The organism is Streptomyces sp. NBC_00306, assembly GCF_036169555.1.
In the GTDB taxonomy this organism is placed as follows: Bacteria; Actinomycetota; Actinomycetes; order Streptomycetales; family Streptomycetaceae; genus Streptomyces; species Streptomyces achmelvichensis.
Genome location: NZ_CP108032.1, coordinates 4,024,625 through 4,037,299, shown reverse-complemented (window position 1 = coordinate 4,037,299; position 12,675 = coordinate 4,024,625). Strand labels below are relative to the sequence as shown.

At 69.3% G+C, this 12,675-nt stretch carries 13 protein-coding genes and 1 pseudogene; 4 read left to right on the top strand and 10 right to left on the bottom strand.

Annotated features, from left to right (window positions below):
* Positions 1-564 (bottom strand): dihydrofolate reductase family protein, encoded by a 564-nt coding sequence (locus OHA05_RS17985; protein ID WP_328861147.1) that lies wholly within the window; start codon positions 562-564, stop codon positions 1-3.
* A gap of 235 nt (positions 565-799) precedes the next feature.
* Here OHA05_RS17985 and OHA05_RS17980 point away from each other — a divergent pair, with 235 nt between their 5' ends.
* Positions 800-2,182 (top strand): serine hydrolase domain-containing protein, encoded by a 1,383-nt coding sequence (locus OHA05_RS17980; protein ID WP_328861146.1) that lies wholly within the window; start codon positions 800-802, stop codon positions 2,180-2,182.
* Between the two features lie 96 nt (positions 2,183-2,278).
* Here OHA05_RS17980 and OHA05_RS17975 read toward each other — a convergent pair.
* From OHA05_RS17975 to OHA05_RS17955, 5 genes and pseudogenes are all read right to left on the bottom strand, one after another.
* Positions 2,279-3,438, bottom strand: a pseudogene (locus OHA05_RS17975) (winged helix DNA-binding domain-containing protein).
* A gap of 25 nt (positions 3,439-3,463) precedes the next feature.
* Positions 3,464-3,916 carry a GNAT family N-acetyltransferase gene (locus tag OHA05_RS17970; protein ID WP_328861145.1) on the bottom strand — a complete coding sequence of 151 codons (453 nt, stop codon included), beginning with the start codon at positions 3,914-3,916 and terminating at the stop codon, positions 3,464-3,466.
* Between the two features lie 10 nt (positions 3,917-3,926).
* The gene (locus tag OHA05_RS17965) at positions 3,927-4,385 is read right to left on the bottom strand and encodes a MarR family winged helix-turn-helix transcriptional regulator (protein WP_313945343.1); all 459 of its coding nucleotides are present in this window, start codon (positions 4,383-4,385) and stop codon (positions 3,927-3,929) included.
* Between the two features lie 101 nt (positions 4,386-4,486).
* Positions 4,487-5,344, bottom strand: coding sequence for a GNAT family N-acetyltransferase (locus OHA05_RS17960; RefSeq protein ID WP_328861144.1), 858 nt, complete (start codon positions 5,342-5,344; stop codon positions 4,487-4,489).
* A 5-nt stretch (positions 5,345-5,349) separates the two neighbouring features.
* Positions 5,350-5,895, bottom strand: a complete 546-nt coding sequence (locus OHA05_RS17955) for a DUF2269 domain-containing protein (protein ID WP_313945345.1) — start codon at positions 5,893-5,895, stop codon at positions 5,350-5,352.
* A 760-nt stretch (positions 5,896-6,655) separates the two neighbouring features.
* Here OHA05_RS17955 and OHA05_RS17950 point away from each other — a divergent pair.
* A complete protein-coding gene (locus OHA05_RS17950) occupies positions 6,656-8,383 on the top strand; it encodes a globin domain-containing protein (protein ID WP_328861143.1) in 1,728 nt (575 codons plus the stop codon).
* A gap of 100 nt (positions 8,384-8,483) precedes the next feature.
* Here the strand turns inward: OHA05_RS17950 and OHA05_RS17945 are convergent, their stop codons facing one another.
* The 4 genes from OHA05_RS17945 to OHA05_RS17930 form a co-directional block, all read right to left on the bottom strand.
* Positions 8,484-8,963: an NUDIX hydrolase gene (locus OHA05_RS17945; protein ID WP_313945347.1), complete on the bottom strand. Its 480-nt coding sequence runs from the start codon at positions 8,961-8,963 to the stop codon at positions 8,484-8,486.
* Positions 8,964-9,015: 52 nt separating this feature from the next.
* Entirely contained in the window at positions 9,016-9,906 is an 891-nt protein-coding gene (locus OHA05_RS17940) for a LysR family transcriptional regulator (RefSeq protein ID WP_313945348.1), read from the bottom strand.
* Between the two features lie 349 nt (positions 9,907-10,255).
* Positions 10,256-11,383, bottom strand: a complete 1,128-nt coding sequence (locus OHA05_RS17935) for a cystathionine gamma-lyase (RefSeq protein ID WP_313945349.1) — start codon at positions 11,381-11,383, stop codon at positions 10,256-10,258.
* Positions 11,384-11,556: 173 nt separating this feature from the next.
* Positions 11,557-11,934: a phage holin family protein gene (locus tag OHA05_RS17930; RefSeq protein ID WP_313945350.1), complete on the bottom strand. Its 378-nt coding sequence runs from the start codon at positions 11,932-11,934 to the stop codon at positions 11,557-11,559.
* Between the two features lie 51 nt (positions 11,935-11,985).
* Here OHA05_RS17930 and OHA05_RS17925 point away from each other — a divergent pair, with 51 nt between their 5' ends.
* Together OHA05_RS17925 and OHA05_RS17920 are read left to right on the top strand one after the other, a co-directional pair.
* Positions 11,986-12,303, top strand: coding sequence for a cupin domain-containing protein (locus tag OHA05_RS17925; RefSeq protein WP_313945351.1), 318 nt, complete (start codon positions 11,986-11,988; stop codon positions 12,301-12,303).
* A 128-nt stretch (positions 12,304-12,431) separates the two neighbouring features.
* Positions 12,432-12,644 (top strand): DUF5326 family protein, encoded by a 213-nt coding sequence (locus OHA05_RS17920; protein ID WP_313948945.1) that lies wholly within the window; start codon positions 12,432-12,434, stop codon positions 12,642-12,644.
* Positions 12,645-12,675: the final 31 nt, after the last annotated feature.

Sequence of the window (12,675 nt, the reverse complement as noted above, 5' to 3'; positions counted from 1 at the left end):
TCAGCGCCTCGTCTCGTACCTGGTCAGGACCACGCCGCCGGGAAACGTCCGCGTCTCCACCAGATTCAGGTTCACCCAGCTGTCCAGCGCGGTGAAGAACGGCTTGCCGCCACCCACCAGGACCGGCACGGTGGCCAGCACGTACTCGTCGATCAGCCCGGCCCGCATGGCCGCCCCGGCGAGCGTCGCGCCGCCGATGTCCATCGGGCCGCCGTCCTCGGCCTTGAGCCGGGCGATCTCGGCGACCGCGTCGCCGGTGACCAGACGGGTGTTCCAGTCGACCTGGTCGATAGTCGAGGAGAACACCACCTTCGACATGTCCCGCCATCGGCGAGCGAACTCGATCTCCGCCGGGGTGGCGTTGGGCTGCTGGTCGCCGGTCGGCCAGTAGGAGCTCATCGTCTGCCACAACTTGCGCCCGTACAGCGTCAGGTCGGTCGCCTGCAACTGGTCGGACCAGAACGCGAACAGCTCGTCGCTCGGCACGCCCCAGCCGATGTCGTCGCCGGGCGCGGCGATGTAGCCGTCCAGGGACACGTTCATGCCGTAGATCAATTTCCGCACGGCGCCAGCCTTCCGTGAGTCGGTCTCCCCCGTACAGACCGGCGCGCCGCGGGAAACTCATCGGCGGGCGGTCTGAGCTCACACGTGGTTCCCCTGTGCTCGTGGCGAGACCCTGCAGCCCTGGAGACGCGGCCCGTCGCGGAGCCTGCCGGGGCCTCCGGTCGCCTCTTCCGCGCGTCGCGAAATGCCGGGGAATGCGGTCGACGTGACGGGGTGCCGCCGGTAGACCTGCCTCATGACCTCACCCTTTACCGAGTTCCTCCCCGCCACCAAGCGGGCTTTGCTGCACCGCATCGCGGTCGCCCAGACCGAAGGGCGTGCGCCCTCTTTCGTCGCCGGGGTGGCGCGTGAGGGGCACTTGGCGTGGACGGGATCCCGCACCTCCGTCGACGGCCACGGTCCGGACGCCGACACCCAGTACCGCATCGGCTCGATCACCAAGACGTTCACCGCCGTCCTGGTGATGAGGCTGCGGGACGAGGGGCTGCTCGATCTCGGTGACCCCCTGGAGAAGCATCTGTCCGGTACCGGCGTGGGGGACGTGACGATCGCCCAACTCCTGGGTCACAGTGCCGGGTTGAGCGCCGAGTCCCCGGCGCCGTGGTGGGAGAGGACACCGGGCTCTCAGCGTCCGGATCTCGGCGATGTGCTGGGTGAGGGGTCGCGTATGCACCCTGTCGGGCGGCGCCACCACTACTCCAACCCCGGTTACACGCTGCTCGGATCGTTGATCGAGGCGGTACGCGGTGCTTCCTGGGAGGACGTGCTGCGCGGGGAGATTCTGGAACCCCTGGGCCTCAGCCGTACGAGCACTCGGCCCGAGGCTCCGCACGCCGGTGGATGGGCCGTGCACCCCTGGGCCGATGTGCTGCTGCCCGAACCGTCCGAGGACCTCGGCCTGATGGCGCCGGCCGGACAGCTCTGGTCGACAGTCACCGACCTCTGCCGGTTCGCCGTCTTTCTCGCCGAGGGCGACGAGCGCGTCCTGCGGGAGTCGTCGGTACGGGAGATGCGGACACCGTCCGTGCCCCTGGAGAGCGGGGACTGGGAGGGCACCTACGGGCTGGGTGTGCAGATCGTGCGGAAGGGCGGCCGCACCCTCGTGGGGCACACAGGCTCGCTACCCGGATTCGTCGCGGGCCTGTGGGTGAGTGTCGATGACGGGGTCGCAGCCGTCGCGCTCGCCAATGCCACTTCAGGGCCGCTCACAGCGACTGTCGCGGCCGATCTCGTGGGCATCGTCTCGGAGGCCGAGCCCCGCATCCCCGAGTCCTGGAAGCCACTGCCGGAGGTCGATCAGGAGCTCCTGGCGCTGACCGGGCCCTGGTACTGGGGAACTTACTCCTTCGGGCTGCGGCTGCTCGCCGACCGCGGTCTGGAACTGCTGCCGTTGCAGGGCGTCGGCAGGGGAGCACGGTTCACCGCGGAGGAGGACGGTACGTGGACCGGCCAGAACGGCTACTACGCCGGCGAGACCCTGCGTGTGGTGCGCCGAGAGGACGGTTCGGTCCTGCATCTCGACCTGGGGTCGTTCGTCTTCACCCGGGAGCCCTATGAGCCGGACGGCGGGGTGCCGGGTGGAGTGGACCCGGAGGGCTGGCGCGGACTGCCGCTGTGAAGCCGGCCCTTGCGAGCCTTTCCATGCAGTTTGCGAGCCTCTCCATGCAGTTCCGGTCGATGTTTCACGTGAAACGTGCGCAGCCGTGGACGGAGTCTAGGCCGACAACTCGCGCTCCAGGGGCGTACGGAACCGAGGGGTGATCCGGGCATCGCCCACCCCGCCAGCCGGGAGGCTTCCGTTTCGACAGCAGCGGTGGCCTCACGGCCGGCATCGGTGAGCAGGCGCCAGACGACATCGCCGTCCGGCCGTTGAGCCCAGCCACCGATGATGCGGCCGTTCCACCACACCGTCGGGCCGATGTTGCCCGAGCGGTCGAAGAGGGCCGAGCGGTGCTCCGCGTCGAGGTGGAAGCCACGGTCAGCCCAGGCCATGGCGCTGGGGTCGAGTCCCGGCAGCAATGCCGCCCAGGGCTCCGGTGCGACGTCGGGCCCGAGGTCGCCGGGGGCCACATAACCGGTCGCACCACCCTCGAGCCCGACCTCCTCGGCGGCGACGGCGATCAGCGCCTTGCGTACGTGGCCGAGGCTCCATCCCGTCCACCACTTCATATCCGCTTCGGTGGCGGGGCCGTACGCGAGCAGCCAGCGGCGTGCCAGTTCGGCACGGGCCTCGGCCGCATCCACCGCCGGCCAGGTCCGGCCGGCGGTCCAGCGGAACTGACTGGAGGTCCAGGAGCCTCGGGGCCGGTCGCGGCGAATGCGGCCGTCGGCGGCGAGCACCCTGATTACACGCGTGGCGACGCCCTGCACCGTCTCGTACTTCTTGCCGGGGAAGACAGTGATCTTCGTCCGCAGAGCGGGGACGCTGGCGGAGAGCTGGGTGCCCGTGGCGGGGCCACCCCGGACAAGAGCGGCGAGAACCGCCTCCTCCGCCTCGGCGAGCCAGCGCGCGTCCAGGCCACCGCCGTCCTCCTCCAGATGCGCGAGGAGAGTGCTGCGCTCCTTGACCGCGATGGCGTGGGCCGTGGATGCCTCGACGTACGGCGCGAGTTCGGCGGAGACGGCGAACAAGGTGCGGCGCATGGAGAGCAGCCGGACCAGTGTCACGTCGTCGTAGAGAGCCTGTTCCACAGCCTCGATACCCGGCGTCGAGAGGCGGGCGCAGGCGGAGAGGAACACTGTCGCGGCATCGGTGGCATGCAGCGCGACCACCGCGTCCGCTGCCTCCACCGGGTCGTCCCCTCGTGTGGAGGGGGCCAGACGATGCCGACGGCCGAGCCGGATACGGCGTTGCTCGTCGCTGATCGAATGCACGCGGACTCCCTGGGCGGAGAATTGTTCAGAGCTGGAGCTTGAACCCGACGTGGGACGCCTCGAAGCCCAGCCTCTCGTAGAAGCGACGGGCGTCGGTCCGGGAAGCGTCCGAGGTCAGCTGGACGAGCCGGCAGTCCTGTCGGCGCGACTCGTCGATCGCCCACTCGATGAGCCGCGTGCCGAGGCCGCTGCCGCGTTCGTCGGCGTGGATGCGGACACCCTCGATGATGGATCGCGTGGAGCCACGCCGCGACAGTCCGGGGATGATCGTGAGCTGGAGGGTGCCGACGACGCGGTCATGGCGGGCGGCCACCGCGAGGATCTGGTTCGGATCCCGGGCAAGGCGCTCGAATGCCGCGTGGTACGGGGCCATGTCGTCCGGTGACTCGCGCTGAGCGCCCAGTGGGTCGTCGGCGAGCATCGCCACGATCTCCGGGATGTCGTCGAGTACAGCGGCCCGTATTTCCAGATCACTCATGATCGGCAGATTACGCGGGGACCCGGAGTTCCTCGACGGTGCGGACCAGGGGAGCGAGCTCCGGAACCTTGGCGGCCTCGTCGAGAGCCTCGCGCAGCGCCGAGTCGTTGGTGGGGCGGGCCTCGGCAAGCAGGGTGAGGCCCGTCTCGGTCACGTCCGTGTAGATGCCGCGCCGGTCGGTGTCGCAGAGGTACCGGGTCAGCAGGCCACGGTCCTCGAGACGGGTGACCAGCCGGGTCGTGGCGCTCTGGCTGAGCACGACGGCGTCGGCCACCTGCTTCATCTGGAGGTGTCCGCCAGGGCCGCTGTGCTGGCGGCTGAGGACGTCGAGGAGTGAGTACTCGCGCATGCTCAGACCGTGCTTGCTCTCGAGTGCCCGCTCGATGTGGGCCTCGATCCTCCCGTGGAGCAGCGACAGAGCGCACCAGCTCTGGGAGAGCGCGGTGAGCGCGGGATCGGTCGCGGTCATCTGTCTTCCTCCTCCAGCCCGAGCGGCTACCTCGTCAACGATAGACGACACGCGCAATATTCCGCGTTTGCAATCATCTGCGCTCCCCTGACCTGCGAGTTCTAGCCTGCGGCCACCGAGAGCGGTGCAAAACGGCGGGTCCAATCGCCGGGGAGATCGTCGATTCCGTAGGTCATGACGGCGTTGAAGGCGATCGGTTCGAGGCCGCGCTCCTTCAACCAGGTCAGCAATTCCTCGTGGCGTACATCGATGTCCGTCCGGAAAGGCCTGTCCGTGGCCGGAGCGAGCGAGGTGATCAGAGCCTTGGCCGTATCCGTGTCGCGGGCGATCAGTGGACCGATGACATGCGTCTCCATGTTCGGCCAGGCCGCGGCATAGCCGGTCAGCACGCCTTCGTCCTCTGCAACGCGGAGCTGGTCCGCAAAGGCCGGCAGGCGCGTGATCATGTGGGTGCGGTCCAGTCCGAAGACCTCGGTGTCCAGGCGGACGATCCGGGGGAGATCCTCGGCGGTTGCCGGGCGGGTGGACACGGCCGTCGTGTCGGCCGGGTCCGGTCGGAAGTGGCCTCGGATCATCTCCGCGCGCCCGACGTTGACGAAGCCCAGCTGCTCGTACAGCGGACGGCCGCTGGGGGTGGCATGCAGGGTGAGCGGGGTGGAGCCGGCCTCACGCACCAGCTGCTGCATCATGCGACGTCCGATGCCCTGGCGTTCGTACCGCTGTGCGACCAGGACCATGCCGATGGCGGACAGCCCGGGGCCGTACGACGTGACCACGGAGGCCGAGACCAGCCCCTTGCCCGCCGGGTCATCGATTCCGTACCCCGTCCCCGCCGCCAGCAGCAGGCCCCACTTGTGTTCCTCGCGTGGCCATCCGCGGTCTTCGGAAAGATCGGCACAGGCAACGAGGTCGTCCCTGGTGAGACGGCGGATGGGTAGCTCCGGGAGCGGTGTCGACATGAGGATCAGGCTGTCTGACGCAGTGATCGCTCGTCCAGTGCTTTCGCGGAAGTGCTTGCGCTGCGCAGGCGACGGCCACGGCGGGTGAGTCCCCAGGGCTTCAGGACGGAGATGACGGTCATGAAGACATAGGCGCTGAAGGAGACGATCGGTCCCATCATCAGGCCGAGCGGATCGGGCAGTGCGGCGCCCGACGCAAGGGTCTCGACGGCGTCGTTGACACCGGGGCGGAGGGCGAAAGCCGACGCCGCGATGGTGACCAGGGTCAGCCAGAACTTCGTGTAGACCCAACGATGCCGTGCCAGCCCCCATTTGGTGCCGAGCGACAGAACAAGGCCGCTGAGCAGGGTCAGCAGGGCCACAGGAAGCACCAGCCAGTCGGTGAAGACCTTCATGGATCGTGCGGCGGCCTCGATCATGGCGGTCGATTCGGTGACGTTGGCCGAGATGGCGAGCGCGAGCAGACCGAGCGTGAGCCCGAGCCAGCCGGCGGCTGCGGCGACGTGGACGACGAGGATGGCCCGGCGAGCGGGGCGCCTGAGTGGTTTCACGTGAAACACAGTGCCGGGCAGAGCGATGTATGGCGTCTGACAGCGGGAGTAATCCCCGGTACTAGCCTCGGCGTACAGGGCGCACGGCGACCGACCGCACAGGGTGACCCTTCCGGCTGTGTCTCTCCGATGGCGCGCTGATGACATCCCCATGGCGCTCGGAAGACGAGGGCAGCCGTATGCGGGGACACCGTTGACTCACCCGCGATGACCGCCGCTATTCTCTGCTCGGCCGCAAACGTGAAGATCGCGGACCGGCTCTGTGCAGAGTCCGAGATGGGTCTGGACGCATGTGTTGCATGCGGTGATTCCATGTCCGACGCAGAGATATTGCGTCGGCGCCCACTGCGGCCGCTGTGCACGCCGACCGCGTCTCTCGGGCGTGGCCACACACATCGATGCGGGGGGCAATCTGCGCGAGGCCGTTGAACTGGTGTGTTTCCACGGGCGGTACGGATGACGGCAGCGGCCCGGCGGTGCCCGGTGAACAGGCATGGGTGGCATTGGAGCTTAACGGGTAAGCGGGTGTGGATGCCCGGACTTTCCGCTCTTTGTCCGTTGCCGGGGCGCCGGCTGACATGCTGCGTCGACGGGTGCTGCGGTCAACGTCACATTCCGAACCCGCTCGTCCCGAATCAGCCGGGGCCCATGGTTAGTGTGGTCTGGAAGTGGTCCTGGGGCAGAAGCGGGGAAGTGAGGCACGTTCCGAATCACCGGAAGTGCGGGGACCGACCGAGAGATGTTCGAGGCGAGGCAGACAATGGACGCTCCGACCACCACGTCGGCCGACTACGGCACTTCAGGCGAAAACGACAAGGGTGGCTGGTTCACCCCGCGCAGGCAGCCGGACCAGGGTCGCACCGGATCGGGTGACGCTCCGGAGGGCACCGGCCGAGAACGGTCCGCCGTCCCCAAACGGCCGGTGGCATCCATACGCCCGGTGGGGTCCGGTGCCTCCCGTACCGCTCCACCGCCTTCCGTGACGGAGTCCGAGGCTCCTCCCGCCGATCGGGTTGCCGCGGCGGACGACGACCCCCCTCACAGAGCCCCGCTCCCTGAGGCGCGGCACGACCAGGACCCGCAGCACGACACGGCGCAGGGCAGCCACCCGAGGCACAACGCCGCCCAGGGCGGGCACCCACAACAGCAGGCTACGCAGAGCCAGATACCGCAGCACGAGGCCGGTCACCCCCGTGAGACACCGATGCGGCTGCACCTGGCCGGCCATTCGCACGAAGGTCAGGGTGCTGAGGCCCCGGCGGCCCCCCAGGATCATGCGCACGAAGCCCACGCCGCTCACCGGGCCCAGAGCCGTGAAGCCCCGTCGTACGACGATCCCTTCGCGGAGCACCGGCCGCCCGCCGCACCTGCCGACAACGCCTCCCCCGACGCGATCCTCATCCGCCGGACCATGGCGGAGGTCGCTCCCGTCGCGGACAAGGTCACGTCGTACTTCTACGCCCTGCTCTTCGTCCGCCACCCCGAACTGCGCGGGCTCTTCCCCGCCGCCATGGACTCCCAGCGCGACCGGCTCCTGAAGGCGCTGCTCACCGCCGCCGAGCACATGGACAACGCCGAGGTGCTCACCGAGTACCTCCAGCACCTGGGCCGCGGGCACCGCAAGTACGGGACGCAGGCCGCCCATTACCCGGCCGTCGGTGAGGCTCTGATCGGCGCGCTGAGCCGGTACGCCACGTCCACCTGGGACGAGGAGACCGAGGCCGCCTGGGTGCGGACGTACACGACGATCTCGCAGATCATGATCGACGCGGCGGCCCAGAACGAGCGTCTCGCACCGGCGTGGTGGCACGCCGAGGTCGTCTCGCACGATCTGCGGACGCCCGACATAGCGATCATCACCGTCCGCCCGGACCAGCCCTACGCCTTTGTGGCAGGGCAGTACACCAGTCTGGAGACGCCCTGGTGGCCGCGGATCTGGCGGCACTACTCCTTCGCCGGAGCCCCGCGCTCGGACGGCCTGCTCACCTTCCATGTGAAGGCCGTTCCGGCCGGCTGGGTCTCCAACGCTCTCGTCCATCACGCGCGGCCGGGCGACGTGCTGCGGCTCGGCCCGCCCGCCGGGTCGATGACCGTCGACCACACCACGGACAACGGTCTGCTCTGTCTCGGCGGCGGCACCGGTATCGCGCCCATCAAGGCCCTGGTCGAGGACGTCGCCGAACACGGAACGCGTCGGCTCGTGGAGGTCTTCTACGGGGCGCGGACCAACTTCGACCTGTACGACATCGACACCATGCTGCGGTTGCAGCAGACACACCCCTGGCTGTCCGTCCGCCCCGTCGTGGACGACCGGGCGCACTTCCCGGACGCGGTCCGGGAGTTCGGTCCCTGGTACGAGTACAGCGCCTATCTGTCAGGGCCTCCGGGGATGATCCGCAGCGGTGTGCACGCGCTGCGCGGCATCGGCATCCCGGTCGACCGGATCCGCCACGACTCCCTCGAAGAGCTCGTCGCGGCCGGCGACTGAGGAACCGGCGACCGCCAGCGCGGGACCGAGGCACCGCGAGACCGCACAACGGTGACCGAGCAGTGGTGACCGACGAGCGGCGACCCCGGCCGGCCCCGCGTCAGCCCAGGTCCGGCGCGTGCATCGCCCGCACGCCCTCGATGTTGCCGTCCAGATAGTGCCGCAGCGACAACGGCACGAGGTGGACGGCCGCGATGCCCACGCGGCTGAAGGGCACCCGTACGATCTCGTACTCACCGCAGGGATCGTCCACCTCGGGACCGTGCCGCCGCGAGGGGTCCATGGACCCCAGCCGGCAGACGAAGAAGTGCTGCACCTTCACACCGGTGACTCCGCCGTCCGCGATGTGTTCGACGGTGTCGACGAAGCAGGGCACCACGTCGGTGATCTTGGCGCCGAGTTCCTCGTCCACCTCGCGGTGGAGCGCGTCCACGACGGTGGCGTCCTCGGGTTCGACCCCGCCGCCCGGCGTCAGCCAGTACGGATCCACGCCTGGCTTGGTGCGCTTGATCAGGACGAGGTTCTCGCCGTCGAGCAGGATGGCGCGTGCGGTGCGCTTGACCACTGGCCGTTCGGTCATGGCTAGAAAATGGCCCGTGGCGCCCGTTCTGAAACTCCTGGTCCCCGGGTTGTCACCAGTCGACCGCAGCGCGCAGCAGCCAGTCGTGCGCCCGCGCGATGTGCGGAAGGGCGAGCGTGCCGGTACGGACGGCGAGGAAGTACGTGCGCAGCGGGGGCACCGGGGGGTCGAGCAGCGCCACGAGGCGACCGCTCCGGAGGTCCTCCTCGCACAGGTAGCGCGGCAGAACGGCGAGCCCCGCGCCCGACGCGGCGGTCTCGAGGACCGCCCGGAGATCCGGTGCGATGATGGCGGCCGCGGCGGCAGGCCGGGAGTCGAAGACGGACGACCAGTAGCGCGAGACCAGCGGCAGCGACTCGTGGACCTCGACCACGGGAAGCTGTTCCAGCAGCACATGGCCGCCGTGCAGCTCTTCGGGCCCCAGCCGGGCCGCCCAGCGCGGCGACGCGACCAGGACGTGCTCCTCGTCGCAGAGCGGGGTCGAGGTCAGCAGTCCGCCGCGCGGCCGCGCCGTGGTGATCGCCAGATCATGGTGTCCGGCGGCCAGCCCCTCCAGCGTCTCCTCTGCGTTCCCGAAGGAGGCCCGCAGCGTCATGCCCTGGGATATCAGCGGGGTGAGGGCGGGCAGGGCCCGGAGCGAGGTGAACTCGGGGAGGCCCGCGAGATGCAGCGTCCGGACGCCCGATTCGTTGTCCAGACCGGTCTCCGTGATCTCCACGAGGGCGTCGAGATGCGGAGCGGCCCGGTGGGCGAGCTCGTCGCCGATGGTGGTGGGGGTGACGCCGCGGGCCTGGCGCAGGAACAGCGGGCGCCCCAGCTGGCGTTCCAGGGTGCGTATCTGCCCGGTCACCGCGGGCTGCGAGAGGCCCAGCAGGGCGGCCGCCCGGGTGAAGGAGCCGGCCCGGTGCACCGTGACGAATGTGCGCAGCAGGGCCAGATCCATGCCGAGCCCTCCCGACCGTCGACGCCCCGGACCGGACAACTATAAATAAGTCGATAGGTCGCTGTCGCTACTGTGATTGGACACTGACGCAGAGTCAACTAGCCTTGTTGGCGCGGTTCTTCGAGAAATGAACCGGGGCGGTCCGAGCCATGAGGGGGGAGGCTCGGACCGCCATTTTCCTGTATGTGCCGCTCAGCGGCTGACGTACCCGGGCGTACGCCCGGCTTCCGTGCGCACCTCGCTGCGCGCCCCCGGGACGGCCCGCGCGGAGGCGCCGTGCGCCCCCGGCCCATCGAACCGCCCGCCTTGCGCCCCCCTCGGGGCGGGGCTCCGTCGGCTCGGCGTGGCTCTAGTGCGCTGCCTCGTCCAGCGCGCGCAGTACATCCGCCACGAGGTCGTCCTCGTCCTCGGCGCCTGCCGAGAGCCGGATGAAACCTTCCGGCACCGCGTCCCCGCCCCAGCGCCCGCGCCGCTCCGCGGACGAGCGCACTCCGCCGAAGCTCGTCGCGTCGTCGACCAGCCGCAGCGCGTCCAGGAAGCGTTCCGCGTGCTCGCGATCGGGCAGCACGAAGGAGACCACGCTGCCGAAACGCCGCATCTGCTGCGAGGCGATCTTGTGCGAGGGGTCCGTCGGCAGCCCCGGATACCGCAGCCCTGTCACGTCCTCCCGCCCGCCGAGCGCCTCCGCGAGCGCCATCGCGTTCGCGCACTGCCGCTCGGACCGCAGCTGGAGCGTGGCCAGCGAACGGTGTGCGAGCCAGGCCTCCATGGGGCCGGGGATCGCGCCGACGACCTTGCGCCAGCGCCGCACCCCCGCGGCGCGCTCGGGGTCGCGGCACGTGACATGTCCCAGGAGAATGTCGCCGTGTCCGGTCATCCCCTTGGTGTCGCTGGCCACCGAGAAGTCGGCGCCCAGGTCCAGCGGCCGCTGCCCCAGCGGTGTCGCGAGCGTGTTGTCGACGGCGACGAGGGCGCCGGCGTCGTGCGCCGCTCGTACCAGCCGCCGGATGTCGCAGACGTCGAGCCCCGGGTTGGACGGGCTCTCGATCCACAGCAGCCGCGCGCCCGCGAGGACGGCGAGCTGCGCGTCGCCGCCGGTCGGCGCGGTCCGCACCTCGATGCCGTACACCTCCAGCTGCTCGCGCACCAGCGGGAGCGCCTGGTAGCCGTCGTCCGGCAGCACGACCGCGTCGCCGGCCTTCAGCTGGGAGAAGAGCACGGCGGAGATCGCGGCCATGCCCGAGGCGAAGGTCACGGTCTCGACCGCCTCGCCCGGTGCCTCCAGCTCGCCGATCGCCCGTTCCAGGTGGGTCCAGGTGGGGTTGTTGTCGCGGCCGTAGGTGTAGGGCCCGGTCGGCTCGCCCGGCAGATGGAAGTGGGCCGCGAAGACCGGGCCCGGCAGGGTCGGCTCGTACTTCACCGGGTCGGGCAGACCCGCCCGTACCGCCCGCGTGCCTTCTCCCGTGCCACCGCTCATGCCGACCACTCCTCGCCTTGCGTGTGTACCGCGCCGGACCGCCCTCGCCCGTCGCCACCACCATCTTCGGACACGTGCCCGGCCTGCCGTCGGCGCGTCCGCAGGTCGGACCCGTCGGACCCGCCGGGCCGGTCGTCCTCGGATCGGTCGTCCTCGGATCGGTCGTTCTCGGGTCAGTCCTTGTCGGGCAGGGCGACGTTCAGGGCCCACGACACGACCGAGATGATCAGACCACCCAGGACGGCCGTCCAGAAGCCCTCGACGTGGAAGTTCAGGTCGACCACATCGGCGAGCCATGAGGTGAGCAGCAGCATCAAGGCATTCACGATCAGCGTGATCAGGCCGAGCGTGAGGATGAACAACGGCAGTGTCAGCAGCTTCACCACCGGCTTGACCACAAAGTTCACCAGGCCGAACAGCAGGGCGACCAGGATCAGGGTCAGTATCTTCCTGCCGGTACTGTCCCCGGTGAGGGTGATGTCCCCGACCAGCCAGATGGCCACGGCCAGGGCCCCCGCATTGGCGATCGTCTTGACTACGAAATTCATCATGTGTCTGATCGTGGCAGACGTGATCGGGACGACGGCAGGGGCGGACGCACGATGAAGGCATTCCGACTGGACGAGCTGGAGGCGGAGCGTGCCGCGAACGACGGCGCATATCTGCAGTTCCTTCGCGAGCGGAACATGTCGGCCGGTCTCTACGCGCTCGACGCGGGTTCGCTGGACCCGCAGCTGCCCCACAACCAGGACGAGATCTACCTCGTCGTCAGCGGACGCGCCGCCATCACGGTGGGTATGGAGACGACCCAGGTCGGCCGCGGCAGTGTCGTCTACGTCCCCGCCGGAGTGGCCCACAAGTTCCACCACATCACCGAGGACCTGCGGGTCATGGTGATCTTCTCTCCGCCCGAGAGCTGACCCCGGACCCCGTGACTCCCTAAGGGTCCGGTCAGGGGAGTTCAAGGGATCGCGGGCCCCCGCACACCCCATACGTCCGCCTAGCATCGAGGGCAGGAACTCCGAGAAGCGAGGTAGAGGCGATGGCTGTGCGGGAAGTGTTCGCGGGGATGCCGTGGTGGGTGAAGTGGGTCGCGGTGCCCGTCATCGCTCTGTTCGTCTTCGGTGGCCTGATCACCAGCGTGATCGGCTTTGTGATCGGGTTGCTCTTCAAGCTCCTGGTCTTCGTCGCGCTCGTCGCCGGACTCATCTTTGTCGTACGGAAGTTCATGACATCGTCGAGTTCTCGGAGCGACTGGTAGCCACTGCGGGTCAGGGCGTTAACCCGGGAGG